We start from the raw sequence: 23,893 nt of genomic DNA, 5'->3' as shown, positions 1-23,893 counted from the left end.
ATATTTCCCTAATAAGTACTTTCGCAAACGTGATATAAAGCTTTTTACAACAAAAAAAGAGGCCGACAAATGTCGACCTCTCCTCTCGATAACTCGATGTACTATCCAGTTATCTTAGTAAATCCTACCACCAACCGTGGCTAGCACGGAATGCAATTGCTGCATCTAATGAACCGTAACGGCTGTTAGCGTAGTTAATCATACCTTTAGTTTGTTGAGCTACTGAACCAGTACCCCATGATTCCATAGTTTGACCTAAACCTCTGTAACCAGCTGGGTTAACTGCGTTAGGGTTACCGCCTGATTCTGGCATTACGATTGCGTTCCAAGCAGCTTCAGTACCACCATTAGCTAAGAACTGTTGATAAGTTGAACCACCAGTTGAAGCTGATGATGAAGCACTTGAGTATGATGTAGTTTGTGGAGCTGAGTATGAGCTAGTGTTAGAAGTATTGCTTGTTGGAGCAGATACTGCTTTCACGTTAGTGTTGCTAGCTTGTTGGTTTGAACTTACTGATTGGCTTGAAGCTTCGTTGTTGTAAGAAGCTGAGTAGTCAGTAGTTTGAGCTGATTGTGAAGCTTGAGTAGTTTGTGTAGTTGAAGCTGTGTCAGCTGCACCGTTTGCACTAGTGTAGTTCCAAGACCAGTTTTGACCATCTGAAGTGAAAGTATATTTGAAACCATCTTTAACGAATGTGATGTTGTATGCACCAGCTTGTACTGGGTGAGCATTTAATTCTGATGGGTTGTTTTGAGCTAAGTTAGCTAATTGATCATAGCTTGTGTTTGATTCAGATGCGTGTGCACTGTTATCTGTAGTTAATGCATAACCTGTTACTCCTAATGCTACTGCTAATGACGATGCGATTACTGTCTTTTTCATAATAAATAATTCCTCCAAAATGTGATTTTATATTTTCGTAAATTAAATTCTTGAGTTATTGTGTTTTGTTCTGTGTTTAACTTTTGACAATAAGTACTATATCATAAAAAAACCAGAATAGTATTACGCTTATCTTACAAAAAATTACAATAGATACCCATATTTGTAACATTGAAACATTACTGTCGTCTCTTGTAACAATCATTTTGTGGGTTGAATGTTTAATTTTTCATTATGGTATAAGGTTTTACATTACTTTTTTAAGAAATTTACAATCGTTTTACACTAATCGTAATATTACAAATTGCCATTTCGTTACAATACTGTAATATTTCTAACTTTTTAGAACCATTGATTTTCTTTATATAAAATAAGAAAAACCAAGAAATTTATTTATAAAATAACTTCTTGGTTTTCATTTCAATTATTTTTTTCGATGCAATTTTAGCACGTCAACTAAAAAATGCTTTTAATGAATGATAGCGATTTTCTATTTTCTTCTATATTAATAGTCTTTAACGCCCCATAATACTTGTTCACATTTACGGATAATGTATTTTAGTATTTCAATACGAGAAGTTTTCTTATGATCTGCTGGCACGACAAGCCATGGTGCATAATGTGTATTGGTTTCTTTAACCATATCGTGACTGGCTTCTACATATAAATCCCATTTTTCACGATTTCGCCAATCTTCATCAGTAATCTTCCATTGTTTGTCTACATTTTCTTGTCGATCTTTAAATCGCTTTAATTGTTCTTCTTTGTCTAATGTTAAGAAGAATTTTAGAATGATGGCCCCTTCATCAGTCCACATCTTTTCAAAGGAATTAATCTCTTGATATGCACGAGACCATTCTTTAGTCGTCGCGAAACCTTCGATACGTTCTACTAACACACGTCCATACCAACTTCTATCAAATAATTCAATGTGTCCACTTCTAGGCATATCTTTCGCAAAACGCCATAAATAATGATGCTTGACTTCTACGTCTGTCGGTGCACTAATACCATTCACTTCATAGCCAGTAGGATCTAATTTTTCTCTTATCCGTTTAATGTTACCACCTTTACCTGCAGCGTCCATACCCTCAAAGACTAAAATCAATGGAATCTTTCTATCATATAATGCAAATTGTATTTCTCGCATTCGTTTTTGTAATTCTACTATTAAAGACTTATATTCTTTTTTAGAAACTTTATCAACCTCAACATTAAATAAATCTGTTTCAAAATGAGATGAAAATGCGCCATCACGTTTATCTTCTTTCTTATTATATCGTTTAATAGCATGTTCTAAACGTTCTATTATATGTTCATACATTTTTTCAATTGCATTTTGTCTATCCGTGTAATCAATAGTTTTCCATTGTTTATCATTTTTAATAAATTGATGCATGTCTTTCAAGTATACGTTTGTAGATAAGACTTGTTCATACTCTTGAACTTTCCATCGCATTAGCGGATTATCTTTTGTCTGCTTAATATGTTCTTGACGTTTATCTTCATTAATTTCTATAAAGAACTTAATGATTTCATAGTTATCATCTTGTAACATACCTTCAAATGACGCTATTTGATCTTTTAATACATTATAGTTCTTATATTTATCATGTTTAATTTCATTCTCACGATAGTCTAAGTAATGTGAGTACCAACTTCTGAAATAAACATTAATGTCTCCTTTTTTAGGCACAGTATTCCAATATTTTTGTAAAAATTGATAACGTAAATCTTCCTCTTGTGGTGATTGCGTTGCGATAAAGTGTGTATATTTTGCATCAAAGTTTAATAATAATTCATTTGATAAACGTGTCTTTCCTGAAGCTGGAATACCTTCGAATAGAATCATCACTGGAATCCCTAATTCATGTGTTTGTCTAGTTAATCTTGCAGCCTTTAGTGCCAATTGCTCAATTTTGTCTGACATCTAACTATCACCCTTTATGTATCGTATTATTTCATTTTTATTGTAACACTAATTATTTCTTTTCTATTCGCTATTTCAGCAATTTTTATTTTCAAAAAACAAAGGAGTGGAACATCAAACTTTGCCCCACTCCCATGCATCAAGTGATTAAATTCTAACCCATAAATTTATAAATATCATTAGAATATAAGCGTAATACTTTTCTCAAAATAATATCTAAAATAAATGCGGTTAATAACGGTACTACAAAAAATCCTAAGATAATCAATAAAATACTAATGACAGCTGAATCAATATGTAAAAATTTAAATGCACTAATAGGTCCAATCATACCAATAAATCCAAATCCAGCTGATTCTTTTGTTCCAGCAATGCCAATTAAGCTACCGGCAATGCCAGATATCGCCGCGGTAATTAAGATAGGTAGCATAATAATTGGATACTTAACCATGTTAGGCATCATCATTTTTACACCACCAAAGAAAATTGAAATTGGTACCGCAACTCGATTCACTTTGCTTGTACCGATTAAGAGCACAGCCTCTGTAGCTGAAATGCCGATAGAAGCTGAACCAGCAGCAAGTCCTGTGATTCCAATGGCAATTGCAATGGCCACAGTAGATAATGGCGAAATAATGATAAAACTAAAGACCATTGAAATGAGCATACACATTAAAATTGGTTGCAATTCAGTGAAACTATTAACCATATTCCCAATACCAGTCGTAATCATATGTACATAAGGTAAGATGAGTACGCCGATAGTAGCCGATGTACCACCTACCACAGTTGGATAGACAATAAGTGCCATACTTCCTACGCGCTTTTCAATTAATAAAATAAATAAAACAGTGATTGCTGCTGTAATCATCGTATTAATTAAATCACCAATACCGGCAATTACCCACGCCCCATGTTTAAATTGAGCTGCGCCACTACCTACATAGGATGCACTTGCAACAACCGCAATCGCAAGGGGTGTCATATCAAACTTCAAAGCAATTAATGCCCCAATTAAAGCAGGCACAGTAAATTGCATGGCTTGTACGACATGTAATAATGTTCCAAAGAATGGGTGGTGATGCATTAAAGCTTTAAAAATTTCACCTAAAATCGCATTAGGTACTAAGCCTACAACGATACCAATTGCTACACCCGAAAGTACTCTGTAAGTAAAATCTTTAACGCCTATGTTTCTAAGTGATGTTGTCATTCTAAGACCTCCCATTGTGTTTGTTTCACACTTAAAAATTAATTGTCTTACTTATAATTTAAGGACGTATGATTTGCAAAATGGATTACATGTCCCTTCAAATAAGTAATGATAGATTTTACTATATCATAAATTCTAAATTTTCAGAATATTATTTTTATTTTTTTCTTCAAAAATTAGTACAATTTACGCACAACTGGAAAATAGTAAGAAGCATATTAGAAACCAACCTATATTTAGAAGATAAAAAGTATGTATGACGTCGTGTCGAATCCAAAAAAGACGAGTCCGGGACATAAAGTTCTTGGATAAGTGAATAAAAGACAATTTCTATTGAAATAATATAGAAATTGTCTTTTTTATAAATTTTTTGATTATTTTCAGCTCGTTGAGCTACTACTTTTCTTATATTAAGTGCCATTAATACAAAACCAAGTTCTCTTTTGACTTTATTGAGTCCTCGGACAGACATCCGAGTGAAACCCAAAATAGCCTTCATAAATCCAAAAACAGGTTCCACATCAATTTTTCTTTGACTGTAGATATTTTTTGTTTTTGGTTCTGAAAGCTTTTTGTTAATTTGGGATTTAAAATATTCCCAGTTATAATTCTTCATTATTTTTTTGTTTGTTTTTGAATTGAAGTTCATACATTGATTTTTCAGAGGACATTCTGAACAATCGTCACATTCATATAATTTGAAGTCTCGCTTGTAACCATACTTATCATGACGATAGGCATATCTTTTAAAACCTAGCCGTTTATTATTCGGACAAATGAATTCGTCATTAATTTCGTCATAGTCCCAATTTTGAGTATTAAAGATGTCACTTTTATATTTTTTAGTTTTATCTTTTATAAACATTCCATATGTTATGAGTGGCGTTCGATTAAAGTCATCTATAATTGCCATATAATTTGATTCACTACCATAACCTGCATCAGCTACAATATATTCAGGTAAATGACCGTAGGTCTCTTGAATTGAATTTAAAAATGGAATCATCGTTCTAGTATCCGTTGGATTTTGATACACATTATAAGATAAAACAAATTGGGAATTTGTCGCTATTTGTAAATTATACCCTGGCTTAAGTTGTCCATTTTTCATGTGATCTTCTTTCATTCTCATAAATGTCGCATCATGATCTGTCTTAGAATAACTATTTCTATCCTTTAAAATAGATTTTTGAAATTCGTATCGATACTTTCGCTCAGAATAATCATTGATTTGCTTTTTGTATTTTTTGATTTTAGTTCTTTTGAGACGTATTTGTTTTCTTGTTTTAGTACATTTTTCATTGTTGATATGTTGGTTTAAATCTTCGATTTCTTTATCTAAATGACTACCAATCAAATCTATTTCTTCTTTTGTTAATTCATTATCATGATCTTCTTTGATTTCCGGTATGATTTTATTGGTTACCAATTCATGGTAGAGGGCTTTAGAATCCTCATTCATCTTTGATTCATGGTTTTGAATACTCTTTTTCCATACAAATGTATATCGATTGGAATTTGCTTCAATTTTTGTACCATCAATAAAAATAGCTTTATCATCTATAAGATTTTGTTTTATACACTGACTGTAAAATTGAATAAATAAAGATTCTAATAAAGCATCTACTTTTGGATTTACTCTAAATCGATTAATTGTTTTATAAGAAGGTTTTTGATTTTGTGATAGCCACATCATTCGGATGCTATCATTAAGCATTTTTTCTATTTTACGACCTGAGAATACAGATTGTGTGTAGGCATATAGAATCACTTTTAACATCATTTTAGGATGGTACGAAGTTGCACCACGGTGATGTCTGAATTCGTCGAATTCATTGTCAGGAATTGTTTCAACAATATCATTTACATGTCGTGAAATATCATTTGTGGGGATAAGAACTGAAGTTTCCATTGGTAGAGTAAGTTGAGTCATGTTATAATTTTTATACATAAGGCACCTCGTTAATTTAGTTTAGTGATGTTTATTAAATTATACGAAAGTGCTTTATTTTTTTAAAGTATTACAATGTAAAATTACATATAAATACAAAGTATTTTGGCGAGACTCTTGAGGGAACAGGACAAGCTGAAGACTACAGGCTGAAGCTGTCCCCTAAGAAAGCGAGCCAACAATACGGAGTATTGTAAATAAAGAAGCCAGTAAATGAATTTGTTAAAACTCATTTACTGGCTATTTCTCTAGGAATTATGTCCCAGACTCGTCTTTTAGAGTTTTATAATCAACTCATTACTTTTATTTAATCCTCTGGAAGTGGCTTTTTAGCTTCTTCATCTAAATCAATACCTTCTTTACGTTTTTCTTTTTTATAACGTAAATACATTAGGCATAGTACTGCTAACCATGCTGGTGCTACTAAAACCCCAATTCTAATATCTTTATCTAATGCTAACACGATAAAGATAAATACGAAGAAAGTTAAAATAACATATGCCGTTCCTTTTCCACCTGGTAATTTAAATTCACTTTGTTCATGTAATTCAGGTTTATTTTTTAAGAAACCTAAATAAGCAATCATGATGATTGTCCAAATAATAATATTAAGCACCGTTGATACAGTTGAAATATAAACAAATACTTCGGTAGCGTTAGGAATTGCGTAATTAAGGACTACGGCAATAAGTAATAACCCACATGTAATTAAGATAGAGTAGTAAGGAACACCATTTTTATTTGTTCTTTGTAAAAATGGTGGTGCTTGTTTACGTGCAGCAAGCCCATACATCGTTCTACTATCTGCAAAAATACCACTATTACACGCTGAAGCAGCAGCAGTAAGTACTACAAAGTTAATTACACCTGCTGCAAAAGGTAACCCCACTAAACCAAATAATTTAACGTATGGGCTATCTGCAGGGTTTAATTTATCCCACGGCACTACTGACATGACTACAGCTAATGAACCCACATAAAAAATTAATATTCTGTATGGTACATTATTAATCGCTTGTGGAATTGTCTTATGAGGATCTCTTGTTTCTCCAGCTGTAATACCAATCAATTCAATTCCTATAAATGAAAAGATGGCCATTTGAAATGATAATAAGAAACCTGTACCCCCATGTGGGAAGAATCCACCGTGATTCCAAATATTTGATAATTGTGCTATACCACTTGAAGTATGCATTCCCATAATAATCATGACAATACCTACAATAATCAACGCAACAATGGTCGTAACTTTGATTAATGCAAACCAAAATTCCATTTCACCAAATATCTTAGCACTCATTAAATTTAATGTCATAAGCACTAAAACTGTAAATAATGCAGTTAACCAACTTGGAATAGATGGCCACCAAAAATTAACATATTTCGCAACTGCTGTTACTTCTGCCATACCTGCTACAATCCACGTAAACCAGTACGTCCAACCAACAATAAAGCCTGCAAGCGGACCAATATAATGATGTGCAATATCTGCAAATGATTTAAAACCTAAATTCGATAGTAGCATTTCTCCCATCGCTCTCATGAATAAAAAGAGGACTAAACCTACTATAATGTACGTTAATAATATCGAAGGTCCGGCTAGGTGAATTGATTGTCCAGCACCTAAGAATAAACCTGTCCCGATTGCACCGCCAATTGCAATTAACTGAATGTGTCTGTTCATAGTCTTCTTCTCCATCCCCTGGAGTAAGCTATTCAGTATGATTATCCCTAGTTGTTGTAGTTAAACAACATACCCCTTTGTTATTTTCAAAGTGCTAAGATACACAAAATATTAAATATTCTACTTCTTAGTTTAATAATATACTTAAATTTATCTGAAAAATCAAACTTTTTTATTTTTAATTTAATTTCCTCAAATCTTCTGATTTTAAATTCAGAGCTTTTATCATACCACTTTGATAAATTTCTATTATAAATTGGCCAATCTCTTCTACATCGATTTCATCCTTATTTTGCGCCCAATATTCAAATGTGTTAACAATGATCGCAATAAGATATTCCTTGCCTAACTCTCTTCTTAGCTTCGAACCATAAGATATATGACTTAAAAATTCAAAACGCTTTGATATAAGATTTCTAATTTTCATTTTAAAGCTAATGATACCGGCATTCGTAAGTAACACTTTTAATACTTCTGAATAAGGTTCAAGTTTTTCGAATAAATTCACAATACTTCTAATCTCAAAAACCTCAATGTTTTCATCGCTTTTTAAATCGAATTCTCTTTGTTCTTTAATAAAATTCAACATCTCATCTTCAATATCAGATAATAACTCGTATTTATCATCATAGTATCTGTAAAAAGTACTTCTTGTTACATAAGCTTCTTGAGCAATCTCATTTATCGTCACTTCTTCAAAATGCTTGTGTTTCAATAAATTAATTAGTGCCTGTTTAAGTAAACGTTGTGTCAATTGCGTTTTTCGACTATACGTCATCCCATCATCCTTTCACTTAGTAATATAATACATTTTAATACATGTTGTCTTATTTTAAACATCACATTTTATTTTGTTCTCCTTTTTCTCTTTAAAAGTTGTTACATTTAACCAGTACTTTTAAAGGAAGGTTATTATGTCAGAGAATATAAATACTAAATTTGACTTAGATCAACATGGCAAACCATATAATAAAATAATGGTCATGTTTGTCATTTTACTTGCAACGTTTGCAGGTGCCTTAATGCAAACGTCATTAGGTACTGCACTACCAACATTAATGAAAGATTTTAATATTGATTTTAGTACCGTACAACAAGCAACTACGTGGTTTCTATTAGCTAACGGCATAATGGTCCCATTATCTGCCTACTTAGCTACTCGTTTTTCAACAAAGTGGTTACACGTTATTGCATATGCCATTTTATTAATTGGTTTAATACTAACTGCCATTGCACCGTCAAATAGCGATAGTTGGATTATTTTCTTAGTCGGTCGAATTGTTACCGCAATCGCAGTTGGTTTAATGATGCCATTGATGCAAATCATCATCATTAACATGTTCCCACCAAACAAACGTGGTACTGCGATGGGGTTGAGTGGTTTAGCTGTTGGATTAGCGCCAGCACTTGGACCAACATTTGCCGGTTGGATATTAAATAAAGAACATACGATGCTCGGACTCACAATAAGCGATTCATGGCGTAACATTTTTGTGATTCCAATTATTATTGTAGCGATTGCTTTTATACTAAGTTTTATTTTTATGAAAGATGTCATACCAAATAGAAAGGTTAAACTAGATATTTGGTCACTTATTTTATCAAGTCTTGGTTTCGGATTATTTTTATGGAGCTTTTCAAATGTTTCTAGCGAAGGCTGGGGAAGTTTCAATTACGTCATATTACCGCTTGTCATTAGTGTTATGATTATCGGTTGGTTCTGTATGCGTCAATTTAAATTAGATGATCCGTTCTTAGATTTGCGTGTATTTAAATCTAAAGGATTTGTCATTGCAACGATTGGCCTTATTGTTGTGACAATGGCTATGTATGGGGTTGAAATGATGCTACCTACTTATTTACAAAATATTCATGGGTTCTCACCATTTGAGTCTGGTTTAACCTTACTTGCTGGTGCCTTAATGCTAGGCTTCATTTCACCAATTTCTGGATCACTGTATAACAAAATAGGTATTAAACGTTTAGCTTTTGTTGGCTTTGTAATTTTAGCATTAGCTTCATTACCTTTTGGATTTTTAACTGATACGACATCACCGACGCTTATTTTAGTTTTATACTCAATACGTATGTTTGGTGTGGCTTTAATCATGATGCCTTTAACAACAAATGCAATGGATGCCTTGCCAACTAGAATGGGTACACACGGTACAGCAGCAAACAACACTGCTAGACAAGTTGCCTCTTCTATAGCAGTCGCATTGCTAACATCTATTACGCAAAATATGATTAACAATCATATGCCAGCTAAAAGTTTAAAAGATGCAAATCCATTACTTTATGCTGAACATGCACAACAAGCATCCATTGATGGTTTTAATACTGCATTTCTAATCGGCGTAGCATTTGCCGTCATTGGATTAATTATCGTTCCTTTCTTGAAAATGAATCACTCAGAAAGCGAGGAAGAATAAATGATTATCTTAATAATATTAACCATTGCCGTATTCGCATCATGGACATTAATACCACATAAACTTACACGTTATGTCGTAGGTACCTTGTTGACTATTCTATTCACAGTATTAATCATTGGTATCGTAGCAAATATGACACACCATTTTGGTATGGAGAAAGAAACTATCAATGAACCCGAAAAACAAATTTATTCTGCTGGTTCATCAAAATCTCCCACTAACATGTTAATTGCAAATGAAATAGGTAATGATTCTTTTAATTATGTCATGGTTTATAAAACACATAAAAATGATGACAAACCATCTACACATTTTAAACCAAGTACTAAAAAAGAAGATTTATCAGATTCAATAAAGAAGCAAGCTTTCTATAGAACAGCAGATGTAGACCAAGCGACAGTTAAAACAACTAAAACATATTGGTCTTGGAAAAACGACTTCTACCGTTATCTGTTTGATTTTGGAAACAATAAAAAAGAACTTATAAAACAAACATCTATTGTTACAGTACCTAATGATACATGGGTCGTACTAGATGCAAAACAAGCGAAGCAACTTCAAAAAAATCAAATGGCATCATCAAAATCACAAAATAGAATTAAAAAAGAACTGCAAAATAAAATGATGGCCTATAAACAATCACACCCTAAAGCATCTGAGAAAGAACTTAAAAATTATATAAGCGATGAAAAACAACGTCTTGCTACAAAACAAATTAAAGAAATGCTTAAATAACCAACAAGCGTGAACTTTGACAACCCTCTCTTTTCGACAGATAATTTAATGTAAGTGATATGTCATCAAGGGAGGTGTCTGTATTGTCTACGACTAAAGTTGATCCTCGAATTATTAGAACAAAGAAATTACTGGTAGAAGCGTTTCAAGAGGTTTCTCGAGAGAAAAGAATGTCTCAAATTACTGTAAAAGACATTACTGAACGTGCTACAGTGAATCGTGCAACATTTTATGCACATTTTACTGATAAATATGATATTCTCGACTACACTTTATCTGAAACGATTCTGAAAGATTTGAATGACACTTTATCAATTTCTGACGTTATAAATGAAATCGTTATTTCTAATCTATTTGTTTCAATTGCACATTATATGGTTGAAGTTCAAGAATCATGTAAGCTAAACAGTGAAACATTTTGTAATCAAGCACATAAACGTATTAATAATGAGTTAGAAGATATCTTTACAATTATGTTGCGAAATAGCTATCCAGATCATGATATTGAGATACTTGTTAATAGTGCAAGTTTCCTTGCTGCAGGTATTTGTGGACTTGCCCGACATTGGCTCGATACAAGTTCACTTTCTGCTGAATCTTTTATAGATAAAAATTTACCTTTCTTAATTCATCATATAACACACTTATAATTCAACTTCTGAGGCATAGCCTTGGAAGTTTTTTTATGGAAAATCCAAACAAAACAACACATCGTTAACATTGTTGTCTAAACAACATGTTTCATAAGCATGTATGTTGTATAATATTCAAATAGGGCGTATATTACATTTATACAACAAGTGTTAGTTAAATAATACATGTTGTTTTAATATTCAATTGAGTTAGGAGGGAAAGACATGTCAGATATCGATGAACATGAGGGATTTAAACGAACGTTTAAAAATAATAAATTGACGCTAGGTTTATCCATACCATTTGATAATAAACAACAAAATAATATAGATTTTGATGCGCAAGTGAGACTCGCTCAAAAAGCGGAGTCTTTGGGATTTACAAGTTTATCTGTGAGAGATAATCCACTGTACAGTCCTCATTTAGGCAATGTTACAACGAATTATGATCCGTTCGTCTTTTTAACCTATCTGAGTGCCTTTACCTCTAAGATTGCACTAGGTACGGGTAGTACCGTAGCAACCTTACGACATCCTATCCACCTAGCTAAATCAGCAGCCTCACTTGATCTTATTTCCAATCAACGTTTATTACTTGGTATGGCTACCGGTGATCGTTCTTTCGAATTCCCTGCATTTAAAGTAAATGAAAGTGAATTAACAGAACGTTATCAAACAACCATTCAATCATTAAGAGCACTTTGGCAATCACATTCTCCCAACATCTCAAATTCAATTTTTGAATTATATGAGGATTCAGGGTTACAAGCATTGCCTAAGTATCATACGATTCCTATGTTTGGTACAGGCTACTCAAGACAGTCTATGTCCTGGTTACAACAACATATGGATGGTTGGTTATTTTACGCCCAACCTTTTCAAGATCAAAAGAAACTCGTAAATGAATGGCACAGTGGCACTGACCGCTTCAAACCGTTTATGAATATCTTAATGATTGATTTATCCCGAAATCCAAACGAAATTGTTAAACCAATCAAAGGTGGTTTCCGTACTGGACGTAAAAATTTATTACAAATATTAAAAGCTTATGAATCAATTAATACAAATCATATTATCTTAAGATTTACAAATGATGATCGTGATATCGAAGAACTAATAGAAGAAGTTGGAACGTATATTGTACCGCACTTTCCAGCTCATACAAATTAGGAGGAATAAATAATGAGAGAATTATTAGATAGAATTAATCAATTAGCAAATAAAGAAAAAGTTGAAAGTTTGAGTGTTGAAGAAAAACAAGAACAACATCAATTAAGACAAGAATATTTAGGTATGATTAGAGGTCAAGTGCTCCATACTTTCTCAACGATGAAAGTTTTAGACCCACTTGGTCAAGACGTTACACCAGATAAAGTGTATGACTTAAGAGAAGAATACGGCAACATTCAAGAAAATTAGTTGTATACAAAGTAAGGCCCTCGAAATTGATTTTTCGAGGGCTTTTGATTTTTAGCTAACAAACTAAGAAATTGTATTTATGTCCATCTGGGTCTGCAAAAGTTGCACCGTAATATCCTTGAGAAGTCTTAGGTTCATCAATCACCTTACCACCTAATGCTTCCACTTTATGCATTAACTCATCTACTTCATCATTCGTTTTTACACCTAAAGATATGATGACTTCATTTGGTTGTTTTGAAACTGATTCATGTGTCACCTTTTCGAAATGATTATTTTCAATTAAGATCACAATTGTTTGTCCGATTTGGATACCAACCATTTTATCTAGCATATCTGGATTTTTATTAATTTCAAAGCCTAAATTTTTGTAAAATTGCTCGCTACGTTCTAAATCTTCAACATGTAAATTAAACCACATTGATTGAATCATAGTCTCCCCCCTCATTTTCTAAAAAATTAAAAATTCACTTCACTAATCCATTGTTCTAACGTTAAACGATTAGGATTAATCTCATCCATTTGATTAAAATCAATCACATAACCTTTCTCTTCTAGCCAACCACGTTCAGCAGTGCCACTTGAAAATGAACCTTTAATTTCTGTAGGTTTACCTGTCACCGTAGCAAATGTTTTCACAACGTCTTTTAACGTAAGTTCATCAGAAGCGATTTCAATCGCTTGGTGATTATATTTTTCAGTGTTCGCAAACACATTGGCTGCAATTTTAGCGATATCGATTGAAGAAATCATCGCAAATTTAATATCTCTATCGATAAATTCAGGGATTACAATTTCGCCATTTTCTACTTTAGTAATTCTTAAGAAGTTATCCATAAAGAATGACGGTTTAATAATCGTATAATTTAATGAACTCTCTTTAAGTTCATTCTCAATATCGGCTAAGGCTTCGAAATGCGGACCTGTACGGTCACGATTGACACCACCTGCAGTGCTGTAAACAATGTATTCAATACCTTGTTGTTCCGCTGTTTGAATAATCATCTTACCTTGACGTAATTCTTCTTCTACATTGTCTACAATAATAGGTTGAACACTATAAACACCATATTGTCCTTCCATAGCCTTTGTTAAGCTATCTTGATTACTTAAATCGCCTTCAAATATTTCTAAATTGTCACTATCGATTGAAGTCAATTTTTCATTATTTTTATTACGTGTAAAAGCACGAACTTTCCAATCATCTTTCAATAATTGCTTTACTACAGCGTTACCTTGTTTACCTGTAGCACCAATAACTAATATACTTTTACTCATTATTTATCTCTCCTATTGTAAAAACCAATAATCTTCTTTCTCACCTTTTAAATACGTATAGTCTTTAGGTTGATCGCCGTTTTGTCTAATATTATCATTGATTAAATCACGAACATCCCATACTAAGTGTATAAATTTTTGTAATTTATTGCCAAAGAAACCATTTGGGGCATCCATGTTTAATACTCTTTCCACTTCTTCTATAGAAATATTCATTTCTTGGGCAATATTTTCAATACTCAATGTTGATTCATGGAAATGTGCTTTTAACTCTTCACTCGTCACTTGTCTTTGTTCTTTATTTAATGACATACTTACCCCTCTTTTCAAAAAATAAATTGATTAACCCTTTATGTTTGTAATCATCATTAACAAGATTTATAATAAACGGACAGTTATCCGTTTGTCAATAAAATAAATTTAAGAGGTGATATGATGCGTAAAGATGCATTAAAGAATCGACAGCGTATAGAAAACAAAGCATTAGAATTATTTAATTCTGAAGGCGTTGAAAATGTAAGTATGAATAGAATTTCTAAGGAATTGAATATTGGTATGGGTACACTATATCGACATTTCAAAGATAAAAGTGACTTATGTTATCGCATTATCGAACATGATTTTGATGACATTATGACGCAAATGTTAGAAATTAAAACGCAATACGTTGCTAAGAAAGACATCATGGCGCATTCTCTTGATATATTTTTAAAATTTAAAACGGATAATAGTGGTTTACTAAATTGTATTGAAGGTAAAGACAATGCCCAGTTGTTCCGCGAGAGTGACTTCTTCAAACATTTAAATCAATATTATTTTGATTTATTTAATGATTATAATGATGAATCCTGGGCAATATTTAAAACAGATATGCTATTAAAATCTTTGACAACCAATACATTTGAATTTCAAAAAAATGAACGACAACTTTCTAATGAAACATTTAGAAATAATTTAATCAAACTATATTTGCCAAATGAGGTGACAAAATAATGGAAAGAATCACGTTAATCACTGGCGGTAACAAAGGGTTAGGCTTTGAAACTGCTAAAGAAATAAAAGAACGAGGTCATAAAGTCTACATTGGCTCTCGAGATGCTGACCGTGGACGCAAAGCTGCTGACGAACTCGGTGTCGAATTTGTTCAATTGGATGTCACTGATGATATTTCAGTCCAAAATGCTTTTAAAACCATTCAAGAACAAGAAGGACGTTTAGACGTATTAGTCAATAATGCTGGTATCTCAGGTGGATTTAAAAGACCAGCAGAATTAACCGTAGAAGATGTTCAAAATGTCTATAATACAAATGTCTTTGGCATTGTCAGAATGATGAACACCTTCATACCACTTCTTGAACAATCTGAACAACCAGTGGTAGTCAATGTAAGTAGCGGTTTAGGTTCATTTGGCATGGTAACTAATCCAGATACGCAAGAATCAAAAGTAAACTCATTAGCTTACTGTTCATCTAAATCAGCAGTAACAATGCTGACAGTACAATATGCGAAAGGATTACCGCATATTCAAATCAATGTTGCTGATCCTGGTTCAACCAACACGGATTTAGTTGGAGACTTTAGTAACAACTCTAAACCAGCATCAGAAGGTGTTATCCCTATCGTTAAACTTGCAACTATCGATAAAGATGGTCCTACAGGTACCTTTATTGATGGTAATGGAACTATGCCTTGGTAATTTTGAATAATTATTTAAATTTTAGGAGGCTTTTCTAATGAAAAGTATTAACTTTGAAGAACATTATGTTGTAGAAGATATTCAAAAAGAAACAATGAAGTATATGTCTGCTGACCCTAAAGGTGTACCAATGAAAACAATGCTTGAAGGTCTCGAACAAAAATCTGGTTTCACAGATGCTGATGAAATCTCACATCATGATAAACGTATCCATTTTATGGATAAACATGATGTTGAAATGCAAGTTTTATCCTATGGTAATGGCGCACCATCAAATTTAGAAGGACAATGTGCGATTGATTTATGTAAAAAAGCGAATGATACATTAGCAGACTATGTTGAAAAATATCCAGAACGCTTTGTTGGATTTGCGACGTTACCTATTAATGAACCACAAGCTGCAGTTGAAGAATTCAAACGCTGTATTAATGATTTGGGGTTCAAAGGCGCATTAATCATGGGACACCCTAAAAACGGTTTCCTTGACCAAGATGAGTACGAACCACTTTTTGCTGCTGCAGAAACATTAAACGCACCGATCTATCTACATCCATCTCCAGTACAAAGTGATGTATATCAAGCTTACTATAAAGGTAACTATCCTGACGTAACAGCTGCTACATTTGCTTGTTTCGGTTATGGTTGGCATGTTGATGTAGGTATTCACGCAATTCATTTAGTGCTTTCAGGTGTATTTGATCGTCATCCAAACTTAAATATTATTATTGGACACTGGGGCGAATTTGTACCATTCTTCTTAGAACGTATGGATTCTATTTTATTTGCAGATCACCTACAACATCCAATTAGTCATTATTTCAAAAATAATTTCTATATTACACCAAGTGGTATGTTAACGAAACCACAATTTGATTTAGTTAAAGAAGAAGTCGGTATTGATAGAATCTTATATTCAGCTGACTATCCTTATGTTGAACCGGAAAATTTAGGCACATTTTTAAATGAACTAGGTTTGACTGAAGAAGAACAAGAGAAAATTAGTTATACCAATGGCGCTAAATTATTAGGCTTAGATAAATAATAAAGTTAATACAATCTAAGCTTAAATCATATCGATTCAATATTTTAATCCTAAAATTAATTTTTATCGGAGGTTTTATAAATGGAAACATTAGAATTACAAGGCGCTAAATTACGTTATCACAAAGTGGGCAATGGTCCTGTTATCATCTTCATCCCTGGTGCAAACGGTACTGGAGATATCTTCATGCCACTTGCACAACAATTAAAAGATAAATTCACTGTTGTCGCTGTAGATCGTCGTGGATATGGCCAAAGTGAATTAACTGAGCCACTACCTGAAGAAGCAATCAATCCAGATAGTCGTTACCGTGTTAAACGTGACGCACAAGATATCGCTGAATTAGCGAAATCATTAAGTGATGATCCTGTCTATGTATTAGGTTCAAGCTCAGGTTCAATCGTGGCAATGCACGTTTTAAAAGAACATCCTGATGTCGTTAAAAAAATCGCATTCCACGAACCACCAATTAACACATTCTTACCAGATGCAAAATATTGGCAAGATAAAAATGCTGAAATCATTGATATTGCGATTAATGAAGGTATGCCTCAAGCAATGAAATTATTTGGCGAAACGTTACAAATTAGTAAATTAGACCAACAATACATGTCAAAACCAGCTCAAGCTGAAAATGATGCTGACAGTAAAAAACGTTTCGATGAAATGTTAGGTTGGTTCAAATATGAAATTCGTCAATATACAGAATCTGATATTTCAATTGATGATTTCAAAAAACATAAAGACATCATTACTTTATTAAATGGTACAGCTTCAAAAGGTTCATTCCCTCAAGAAGTTAACTTCTTCATTTCTGAAGAAACTGGTATCAAAATCATCGATATTCCAGGTGGTCACTTAGGATACGTTCAAGAACCTGAAGGTTTCGCTAAAGTATTACTTGAAATGTGGGGTTAATTTGAATTAAAGGAGTGTCATTTTAGTGCTTTTCACGAGAAATAAACCTTATACTAACGAAACGTTACTAGCCAAAGAAGATATTCTTGAGCTTATTCAATTTGAACGTTTCTGTCGTGATAATGCCCTATGGGAAAGCATGGAAACATGTTTCGCAGATGATTCTTATATCAATATTTCATGGTTTAAAGGTAATGGTAGTGAGTTTGTCGCTTCATCTAAAGCAATGAATCGCTATGCCCCTCATCAAATCCATCATTCTCAAATTTGGATTAATGACACACGTGCTGTAGCAATTATGCAAGCGACTATTCAAACACGCTTTTCAATTCAAAATGTTGAAATGGAATTACAATCAGATGCCAAATTAGTATATTGTCTCGAACAAGATAATCAAGGCGTTTGGTATATTACACGTCTTGAATGTATATATGAGAAAGATAGCCTAACACCGGTTAAACCGACGACGATTAATTTGCCAAAGGATGACTTTGCGGATTATCGTCCAAGCTATGCTTGCTTATCTTATGCATTAAATGCCATTGGCTATGATGTGAACAGTGAGCTACAAGGCATTGATAGACCGAACGAAGTCAATGCCTATTATGCTGAAATTGATGATTGGCTAACTTTTAAAGAAGAAGAGAAAGAAGCGTAATAAAATATGAAGAAAATTGATTTACATGCACATTATATATCACCTGGGTTCTCGAAATTTCTAGATGATTATTTCGATGGTAAAGGCGATGGTGTGGCAACACCGAAGTTCTCACCTGAAGGTTATTTAGAATTAATGACACGTATGGAAATTGAATATGGTGTGCTATCTATTTCGAGCCCACATATCAGTGTGGCGCCAGATGAAGAAATGATTGACTTATCTAAAGAAGTCAATGCGTATGCATCTGAATTTACGCACAAATATCCAGAGCAATTAGGTTTCTTTGCGACGTTACCAATACCATTGGTTGAAGAAAGTATTGCCACGATTGATACCGCATTAGATCAACAAGGTGCTTTAGGTTTCACTTTACCTACGAATGCACGTGGTATTTATATTGGTGATGACCGCCTAGATAAAGTCTTAGCTAAATTAAATGAACGTCATGCCGTTGTGGCACTCCATCCAAATGAGCCTAAACCGAATATTGAAGCAATGAGCGACGTTGTTCCTGCACCTTTAATGGAGTTTATTTTTGATACAACACGTACAGTCATCTACATGAGTCAAAACAATGTGTTTAGCAAGTATCCGAATATTAAATGGATTATTCCGCATTGTGGTGCATTACTCCCTGTCATTGCACAACGAGTTGCAATGGGTAATAAGATGTTTGGAAGTGAGCGTCAACCTGATGATTTAGAACAAGTTATGAAAGAGTTATACTTTGATTTAGCTGGAAAAGTCTTACCTTATCAGCTTCCAAATATCGCTCAATGTGTAGATATGAATAAAATTGTATATGGTTCAGATGCACCTTATACAACAGATCAAGTTGTAACGATGTTAGCAGATGAATTAGAATCAACTGAATTAATCTCACGACATGAACTTGAAAAAATGTTATATGATAACGGCAAACAGTTATTAAAAACAATTAATGAAGATTAAAAATTATGGAGGCATGGTTATATTGATACCTATGCCTCCATAATTTTTATCTTTATGCCAATATTTCATCCATTGATCGATTTACGCTACTTGCATACATTCCACCAAATTTGAGTAAATGGACCATAAATAAATATAATCTATAAAATTCTAATCGCTTACGTGCACCTTTTCCTAGAGGATAATGTTTCTCATATTCGTCATAGAATTCTTGGGTAAAGCCGCCAAATACAGTCGTAATACCTAAATCAAACTCTCTATCACCATAAAATGGTGCTGGGTCGAATAACGCTGGACTTCCATCCGTTAAGAACATGTAATTGCCACCCCATAAATCTCCATGTAATAATGATGGTTTACTATGATGCTCAATTAATTCATTTATCATCACCGTACGTACTTGTTCGTAAACTTTATTATCTTCGTCATTCCATAAGCCTTTACGCATCAATTCATCTCTCAAATGATCCATGCGACGTTCGACAAAGATTTCAATCCATGAATCTGACCATGAATTATCAAATGAAATATCCCCACCCTCGTGAGGCAAATCGAAACCAAATTTCCCATCGTGTTGTTGCTGACGATGCATTTTTGCTACTAACTGACCTAATTCACGCTGGCTACCACTTGTTCCTTCATCTAAATAACTTAATATCAAGAAAGCATCCCCATTTATTTCACCACTATCTATCACACGTGGTGCCGTTACACCTGCTTGTTCAAATGCATCGAGTCCAGCTATTTCAGCTGCATAGAATGACTTATCTCGATTGCGTTGAACTAACAAGAAATACGCACCATCTTCAGTCGTTACTTTGAATGCTTCGTTGACATCTCCACCACTCACTGGTGAAATATCACTGATATGGTCTAATGGTAGCTGTGCTTGCCATTCTTTTTTCATGATGTTTCCTCCTTCTAATACCTCTCTCTTTATTATTATATTTCCTGAAAATGTGTTAACTAATCGTTCGTTCTTATATAGATTTAAGTTGAGGCAAATTTTCAAACAGTGATTAAATTAACTATGCAATTATTGTTGAACATGCTAGTCTTAGAGAGGAATGTTTTTTCAATGATATTAAATGAGGATAGTAAGCCTCAAATACAATGAAATAGGAGCATTATTATGTATAAATTAATTAAACCACTATTATTTAAATTTGATCCTGAAAAAGCACACGGTATGACGATCGACGCTTTAAAACTTGCACAAAAGCGCCCTTTCTTATTACCTGTGATGCATAAAATATTTAATTATGAAGACCCATCATTAACACAAACGATTAAAGGTATTACATTTAATAATCCAATCGGCTTAGCTGCAGGCTTTGACAAATCTTGTGAAGTCCCTAAAGCACTTGAAAATGTTGGTTTTGGTGCACTTGAACTAGGTGGTATTACACCTAAACCTCAAGATGGCAATCCTAAACCACGTATGTATCGTTTAGTTGAAGACAATGCACTAATTAACCGTATGGGCTTTAACAATATTGGTATGAACCGCGCGTTATGGAATTTACGTCGTTATGCTTATAACATCCCAGTTGGACTAAATGTTGGCGTCAATAAAACGACGCCATACAACGATCGCTATCAAGATTACATTAAGGTGATTGATACGTTTAAAGCAGATGTATCCTTCTTTACAGTTAATATAAGCTCACCAAATACTGAGAATTTGCAAAGTTTCCATGATAAAGATGAATTTTCTATGTTATGTAAAGCATTGAAAGATTTCAAAGCACATACAGAAGTGAACGTCCCTATTTTCTTAAAATTAACTTCAGATTTAGAGCTTGATGGTTTTAAAACGATTTTACCTGCGATTACAGAAACATTCGATGGTATGATATTAGCGAATACGACACGACAACGTGATGGTTTAACTTCTTCAAATAAAGTAGAAGATGGCGGATTAAGTGGTCAACCACTTTTCAAAAGAAACTTAGAATTAGTGAAATGGGCCTATCAACAAACTAAAGGCGAATTCTTAATTATTGGAACAGGCGGTATATTCAGTGCGAAAGATGCGATTCAAATGATGCGTAATGGTGCATCTCTTGTTCAAATTTATTCTTCTTTAGTCATAGAAGGCCCCGGATTAACAAAGAAGATTAATAAAGACATCGCTACATATTTAAAACAACATCACTATCATAATGTAAGTGAAATTATCGGTTTAGATGCGAAATAGTCCATATTAAAATACTTTACTTAATTGTATAATGCACTATACTATAACCAAAGATAACAAGATTATCGGGGGATTATATCAATGACTGTAGAAGATAAAAATAAACATTCAGATTCAAAGTCAGAAGAAACTAGCGAACCGTCTACGAAAGAAGATACACAACATCATAATGACGACAATAGTATTGGTTATAATGGAGAGAAAAAAACAGCATTAGACTTAGAAATTGAACGTGAGTTATTAGAAATGATGGAAAAAGGCGACCCTGAACCTGAAAAACAGAAAAAAGGGTTAAAAATCGCAGGCGTACTTTCAACTTTTGTCATTGCCGTGCTAGCGATTATACGTTTTATCCATCGAACAATCTAAATTCCAACTCCTAATTTGAAGTACTGAAACTCAAATTAGGAGTTTTTAGTTTTTATTTAAAATTGTTGTAAGAAGTCTTTCGCCTCTTGATTAATCACTTTGAAATCAATCCCCTGTGCCATCGCAGCGAAGACACATCCACAATAGCATTGTCTAAATATATGATAGTCATTGCACATTTCAATTGAGCGTTCATAGCCCTTATTCTTCTTAAAATCACTAGGTAAATAATTTACATCGTAAATATTTTGAACTTCTAGACCAAGTTCATTAATCAATTGTGCATTCTTTTTAGGTGACAATGTTAACGCACTACCAAAGTAATCATAACCATATTTTACTGCTGCTTCGGCCACAAGCTCTAAACGCATTTCAAAACATGCTGTACAACGTAGGCCGCCTTCAGGTTCTTCAGTGAGTCCTCGCGATTTCGCCATCTTCATAAATTCATGTGGTTTATATTCCGCTTCAATATATTTAACACTTTGTCCTGTTCTCTCATTAAAGTCAGTAACAAATTGTTCTTGGACTTTTGCACGTCTTAAATATTCATTTTTAGGATGAATATTGGGATTAGCAAAGTAAATAGCAATATCTGCATACTGTGTTAAGTATTCCAAAGTATACGTACTACATGGTGCACAACAACTATGCAAAAGTATCTTAGGTCGTAATTCTTCTCTTTCCCATTGATTAATTAATTTTTTCAGTACACGATCATAATTAATTTTTTGATTTTTCATTTTAGCAATGATTGGATCCGCTTTTAACATAAAAATGACTCCTTAGGTATTATATAAATTAATTATATAATAATTAAGGAGTCGAATAATAGTTAATATTCTTTTTTTAACATAATCATATAATAAACAAACATGATACCACCGAATAGCACGCCAGAGATAACACATTGAATTAATTGCGCTTTAAAGTGAAATCCGTCATTAAAAATGTAGGGGAAGATAACGCCTGTCATAATGAACATGACTACTATAAAATATACGACGGAAAATATACATTTTAAAGCAAGTTTCTTCACCCAATTTTTATACTCTTCAGCAGAGGTTGCTTTTAATTCATCTAAACGATTTCTTCTATTAACCCATAGAGATACAAACGTTAAAATAACACTCATGGCTAACAAACAAATTGTTCCGAAACTCATAGTGTCATTCTTTATATCCACGATTAAACTTATCGCTCCGAGCACTATGATACTTATATAAGTAAAGATAAAAAGTAATGCTAACTTGTGTTCAAGTACACCTTGTTCACGTTCATCACGGCCTGTTGGATTTTGAGTGAACCAATTAAATAATATATTACTAAATTTATTCATTGCTTAATCCCCCTCGCCATATTCTTTAATAATTTTTCTTTTACCGAAGAAATATGATAAAACACCAAAGACGATTGTTGAAAAACTCACATTTAATATTAAGAAGCCTATGTCGATAGGTTGATGAGAAAAATACAGTCCCATTAAATTAAAAATCGTTGTCATAACACCAAACATAATACCTGCAAAAATACAACTCATCTTATGCTTTCTCAATAAAATCTGATACTCTTTTTGTGAATAAACATAATCCTTATCTAAGTTATGTTTACGAATACCGATTAATAATGAAACGTTAGCAATAAAAAATAAAAGAAATATGCCAATAGTAGGAATCGTAACTTGTCGTACAAACATGTCATTGATTACGCCCACAATCGCCAAAACTAATAACCCAAAATAGGTAATTAGGAACGCTGAAGTAAATTGTGTGTATATTTGTTCTTTCTCACGTTCATCACGTTCAGTCGTTGTCCCGATGATTCGATTAATCATTTTATCTCTAAATTTTGTCATCTTTGATCACCTCTATGTCATTGATAACGATTTATGTCAA

25 protein-coding genes and 1 pseudogene are annotated in these 23,893 nt (G+C 33.2%); 13 read left to right on the top strand and 13 right to left on the bottom strand.

The annotated features are described in order from the left end of the window. Positions 1-124: 124 nt before the first annotated feature. The 6 genes and pseudogenes from HYI43_02270 to HYI43_02245 all read right to left on the bottom strand — a co-directional run bounded on the left by HYI43_02270 (position 125) and on the right by HYI43_02245 (position 8,439). Positions 125-883 (bottom strand): transglycosylase, encoded by a 759-nt coding sequence (locus tag HYI43_02270; GenBank protein UDI77430.1) that lies wholly within the window; start codon positions 881-883, stop codon positions 125-127. Positions 884-1,388: 505 nt separating this feature from the next. Continuing rightward, complete coding sequence (locus HYI43_02265; protein UDI77429.1) at positions 1,389-2,813, bottom strand: phosphate--AMP phosphotransferase; 1,425 nt, start codon at positions 2,811-2,813, stop codon at positions 1,389-1,391. Between the two features lie 154 nt (positions 2,814-2,967). Next, positions 2,968-4,026, bottom strand: a complete 1,059-nt coding sequence (locus HYI43_02260) for a PTS transporter subunit IIC (GenBank protein UDI77428.1) — start codon at positions 4,024-4,026, stop codon at positions 2,968-2,970. A gap of 316 nt (positions 4,027-4,342) precedes the next feature. Then, positions 4,343-5,977 (bottom strand): annotated as a pseudogene (locus tag HYI43_02255) (IS1182 family transposase). Between the two features lie 307 nt (positions 5,978-6,284). Beyond that, positions 6,285-7,676, bottom strand: coding sequence for an amino acid permease (locus HYI43_02250; GenBank protein ID UDI77427.1), 1,392 nt, complete (start codon positions 7,674-7,676; stop codon positions 6,285-6,287). 163 nt (positions 7,677-7,839) lie between these two features. Continuing rightward, positions 7,840-8,439 carry a TetR/AcrR family transcriptional regulator gene (locus HYI43_02245; protein UDI77426.1) on the bottom strand — a complete coding sequence of 200 codons (600 nt, stop codon included), beginning with the start codon at positions 8,437-8,439 and terminating at the stop codon, positions 7,840-7,842. Between the two features lie 136 nt (positions 8,440-8,575). Between HYI43_02245 and HYI43_02240 the strand changes: the two genes are divergently transcribed. The 5 genes from HYI43_02240 to HYI43_02220 all read left to right on the top strand — a co-directional run bounded on the left by HYI43_02240 (position 8,576) and on the right by HYI43_02220 (position 12,882). Beyond that, complete coding sequence (locus tag HYI43_02240; protein ID UDI77425.1) at positions 8,576-10,093, top strand: multidrug efflux MFS transporter; 1,518 nt, start codon at positions 8,576-8,578, stop codon at positions 10,091-10,093. Continuing rightward, positions 10,094-10,831 (top strand): DUF4811 domain-containing protein, encoded by a 738-nt coding sequence (locus HYI43_02235; protein UDI77424.1) that lies wholly within the window; start codon positions 10,094-10,096, stop codon positions 10,829-10,831. Between the two features lie 59 nt (positions 10,832-10,890). After that, positions 10,891-11,481 carry a TetR family transcriptional regulator gene (locus HYI43_02230; protein UDI77423.1) on the top strand — a complete coding sequence of 197 codons (591 nt, stop codon included), beginning with the start codon at positions 10,891-10,893 and terminating at the stop codon, positions 11,479-11,481. Between the two features lie 207 nt (positions 11,482-11,688). After that, complete coding sequence (locus HYI43_02225) at positions 11,689-12,633, top strand: LLM class oxidoreductase (GenBank protein UDI77422.1); 945 nt, start codon at positions 11,689-11,691, stop codon at positions 12,631-12,633. A gap of 12 nt (positions 12,634-12,645) precedes the next feature. Further along, positions 12,646-12,882, top strand: coding sequence for a DUF896 domain-containing protein (locus HYI43_02220; protein UDI77421.1), 237 nt, complete (start codon positions 12,646-12,648; stop codon positions 12,880-12,882). 55 nt (positions 12,883-12,937) lie between these two features. On the opposite strand, the gene HYI43_02215 is transcribed toward HYI43_02220, so the two are convergent. The 3 genes from HYI43_02215 to HYI43_02205 are packed head-to-tail and all read right to left on the bottom strand — an operon-like array spanning position 12,938 to position 14,472. Further along, entirely contained in the window at positions 12,938-13,315 is a 378-nt protein-coding gene (locus HYI43_02215) for a VOC family protein (GenBank protein ID UDI77420.1), read from the bottom strand. Between the two features lie 26 nt (positions 13,316-13,341). Beyond that, the gene (locus HYI43_02210) at positions 13,342-14,160 is read right to left on the bottom strand and encodes an NmrA/HSCARG family protein (protein ID UDI77419.1); all 819 of its coding nucleotides are present in this window, start codon (positions 14,158-14,160) and stop codon (positions 13,342-13,344) included. Between the two features lie 12 nt (positions 14,161-14,172). Then, complete coding sequence (locus HYI43_02205) at positions 14,173-14,472, bottom strand: DUF2316 family protein (GenBank protein ID UDI77418.1); 300 nt, start codon at positions 14,470-14,472, stop codon at positions 14,173-14,175. A gap of 123 nt (positions 14,473-14,595) precedes the next feature. Between HYI43_02205 and HYI43_02200 the strand changes: the two genes are divergently transcribed. The 6 genes from HYI43_02200 (at position 14,596) to HYI43_02175 (ending at position 19,429) form a co-directional block, all read left to right on the top strand. Further along, the gene (locus HYI43_02200) at positions 14,596-15,153 is read left to right on the top strand and encodes a TetR/AcrR family transcriptional regulator (GenBank protein ID UDI77417.1); all 558 of its coding nucleotides are present in this window, start codon (positions 14,596-14,598) and stop codon (positions 15,151-15,153) included. Next, positions 15,153-15,857: an SDR family NAD(P)-dependent oxidoreductase gene (locus HYI43_02195; GenBank protein ID UDI77416.1), complete on the top strand. Its 705-nt coding sequence runs from the start codon at positions 15,153-15,155 to the stop codon at positions 15,855-15,857. The genes HYI43_02200 and HYI43_02195 overlap by 1 nt, the downstream gene beginning before the upstream one ends. A 37-nt stretch (positions 15,858-15,894) precedes the next feature. After that, entirely contained in the window at positions 15,895-16,899 is a 1,005-nt protein-coding gene (locus HYI43_02190) for an amidohydrolase (GenBank protein UDI77415.1), read from the top strand. 81 nt (positions 16,900-16,980) lie between these two features. Continuing rightward, the gene (locus HYI43_02185; GenBank protein ID UDI77414.1) at positions 16,981-17,817 is read left to right on the top strand and encodes an alpha/beta hydrolase; all 837 of its coding nucleotides are present in this window, start codon (positions 16,981-16,983) and stop codon (positions 17,815-17,817) included. Between the two features lie 25 nt (positions 17,818-17,842). Continuing rightward, entirely contained in the window at positions 17,843-18,475 is a 633-nt protein-coding gene (locus HYI43_02180) for a bile acid 7-alpha dehydratase (protein UDI77413.1), read from the top strand. 6 nt (positions 18,476-18,481) lie between these two features. After that, positions 18,482-19,429, top strand: a complete 948-nt coding sequence (locus HYI43_02175; protein ID UDI77412.1) for an amidohydrolase — start codon at positions 18,482-18,484, stop codon at positions 19,427-19,429. Between the two features lie 52 nt (positions 19,430-19,481). Here the strand turns inward: HYI43_02175 and HYI43_02170 are convergent, their stop codons facing one another. Then, on the bottom strand, positions 19,482-20,336 hold the full coding sequence (locus tag HYI43_02170) for a fructosamine kinase family protein (protein ID UDI77411.1): 855 nt from the start codon (positions 20,334-20,336) through the stop codon (positions 19,482-19,484). 225 nt (positions 20,337-20,561) lie between these two features. Between HYI43_02170 and HYI43_02165 the strand changes: the two genes are divergently transcribed. After that, positions 20,562-21,629 (top strand): quinone-dependent dihydroorotate dehydrogenase, encoded by a 1,068-nt coding sequence (locus HYI43_02165; GenBank protein UDI77410.1) that lies wholly within the window; start codon positions 20,562-20,564, stop codon positions 21,627-21,629. Positions 21,630-21,710: 81 nt separating this feature from the next. Then, positions 21,711-21,998, top strand: coding sequence for a hypothetical protein (locus HYI43_02160; protein UDI77409.1), 288 nt, complete (start codon positions 21,711-21,713; stop codon positions 21,996-21,998). Between the two features lie 56 nt (positions 21,999-22,054). Here the strand turns inward: HYI43_02160 and HYI43_02155 are convergent, their stop codons facing one another. The 3 genes from HYI43_02155 to HYI43_02145 form a co-directional block, all read right to left on the bottom strand. Then, positions 22,055-22,771: an epoxyqueuosine reductase QueH gene (locus HYI43_02155; protein UDI77408.1), complete on the bottom strand. Its 717-nt coding sequence runs from the start codon at positions 22,769-22,771 to the stop codon at positions 22,055-22,057. Between the two features lie 62 nt (positions 22,772-22,833). After that, positions 22,834-23,337 carry a DUF3278 domain-containing protein gene (locus HYI43_02150; protein ID UDI77407.1) on the bottom strand — a complete coding sequence of 168 codons (504 nt, stop codon included), beginning with the start codon at positions 23,335-23,337 and terminating at the stop codon, positions 22,834-22,836. Between the two features lie 3 nt (positions 23,338-23,340). Beyond that, positions 23,341-23,853, bottom strand: coding sequence for a hypothetical protein (locus HYI43_02145; GenBank protein UDI77006.1), 513 nt, complete (start codon positions 23,851-23,853; stop codon positions 23,341-23,343). Positions 23,854-23,893: the final 40 nt, after the last annotated feature.

The organism is Staphylococcus taiwanensis (genome assembly GCA_020544305.1).
In the GTDB taxonomy this organism is placed as follows: domain Bacteria; phylum Bacillota; class Bacilli; order Staphylococcales; family Staphylococcaceae; genus Staphylococcus; species Staphylococcus taiwanensis.
This window is presented reverse-complemented; position numbering and strand designations above follow the sequence as displayed.

Coding starts and splice junctions, on each gene's coding strand:
- HYI43_02145 (UDI77006.1), bottom strand. CDS start 23,853: ATGACAAAATTTAGAGATAAAATGATTAATCGAATCATCGGGACAACG.
- HYI43_02175 (UDI77412.1), top strand. CDS start 18,482: ATGAAGAAAATTGATTTACATGCACATTATATATCACCTGGGTTCTCG.
- HYI43_02245 (UDI77426.1), bottom strand. CDS start 8,439: ATGACGTATAGTCGAAAAACGCAATTGACACAACGTTTACTTAAACAG.
- HYI43_02150 (UDI77407.1), bottom strand. CDS start 23,337: ATGAATAAATTTAGTAATATATTATTTAATTGGTTCACTCAAAATCCA.
- HYI43_02200 (UDI77417.1), top strand. CDS start 14,596: ATGCGTAAAGATGCATTAAAGAATCGACAGCGTATAGAAAACAAAGCA.
- HYI43_02165 (UDI77410.1), top strand. CDS start 20,562: ATGTATAAATTAATTAAACCACTATTATTTAAATTTGATCCTGAAAAA.
- HYI43_02215 (UDI77420.1), bottom strand. CDS start 13,315: ATGATTCAATCAATGTGGTTTAATTTACATGTTGAAGATTTAGAACGT.
- HYI43_02210 (UDI77419.1), bottom strand. CDS start 14,160: ATGAGTAAAAGTATATTAGTTATTGGTGCTACAGGTAAACAAGGTAAC.
- HYI43_02270 (UDI77430.1), bottom strand. CDS start 883: ATGAAAAAGACAGTAATCGCATCGTCATTAGCAGTAGCATTAGGAGTA.
- HYI43_02185 (UDI77414.1), top strand. CDS start 16,981: ATGGAAACATTAGAATTACAAGGCGCTAAATTACGTTATCACAAAGTG.
- HYI43_02220 (UDI77421.1), top strand. CDS start 12,646: ATGAGAGAATTATTAGATAGAATTAATCAATTAGCAAATAAAGAAAAA.
- HYI43_02170 (UDI77411.1), bottom strand. CDS start 20,336: ATGAAAAAAGAATGGCAAGCACAGCTACCATTAGACCATATCAGTGAT.
- HYI43_02265 (UDI77429.1), bottom strand. CDS start 2,813: ATGTCAGACAAAATTGAGCAATTGGCACTAAAGGCTGCAAGATTAACT.
- HYI43_02260 (UDI77428.1), bottom strand. CDS start 4,026: ATGACAACATCACTTAGAAACATAGGCGTTAAAGATTTTACTTACAGA.
- HYI43_02225 (UDI77422.1), top strand. CDS start 11,689: ATGTCAGATATCGATGAACATGAGGGATTTAAACGAACGTTTAAAAAT.
- HYI43_02160 (UDI77409.1), top strand. CDS start 21,711: ATGACTGTAGAAGATAAAAATAAACATTCAGATTCAAAGTCAGAAGAA.
- HYI43_02240 (UDI77425.1), top strand. CDS start 8,576: ATGTCAGAGAATATAAATACTAAATTTGACTTAGATCAACATGGCAAA.
- HYI43_02190 (UDI77415.1), top strand. CDS start 15,895: ATGAAAAGTATTAACTTTGAAGAACATTATGTTGTAGAAGATATTCAA.
- HYI43_02195 (UDI77416.1), top strand. CDS start 15,153: ATGGAAAGAATCACGTTAATCACTGGCGGTAACAAAGGGTTAGGCTTT.
- HYI43_02230 (UDI77423.1), top strand. CDS start 10,891: ATGTCATCAAGGGAGGTGTCTGTATTGTCTACGACTAAAGTTGATCCT.
- HYI43_02250 (UDI77427.1), bottom strand. CDS start 7,676: ATGGAGAAGAAGACTATGAACAGACACATTCAGTTAATTGCAATTGGC.
- HYI43_02205 (UDI77418.1), bottom strand. CDS start 14,472: ATGTCATTAAATAAAGAACAAAGACAAGTGACGAGTGAAGAGTTAAAA.
- HYI43_02155 (UDI77408.1), bottom strand. CDS start 22,771: ATGTTAAAAGCGGATCCAATCATTGCTAAAATGAAAAATCAAAAAATT.
- HYI43_02235 (UDI77424.1), top strand. CDS start 10,094: ATGATTATCTTAATAATATTAACCATTGCCGTATTCGCATCATGGACA.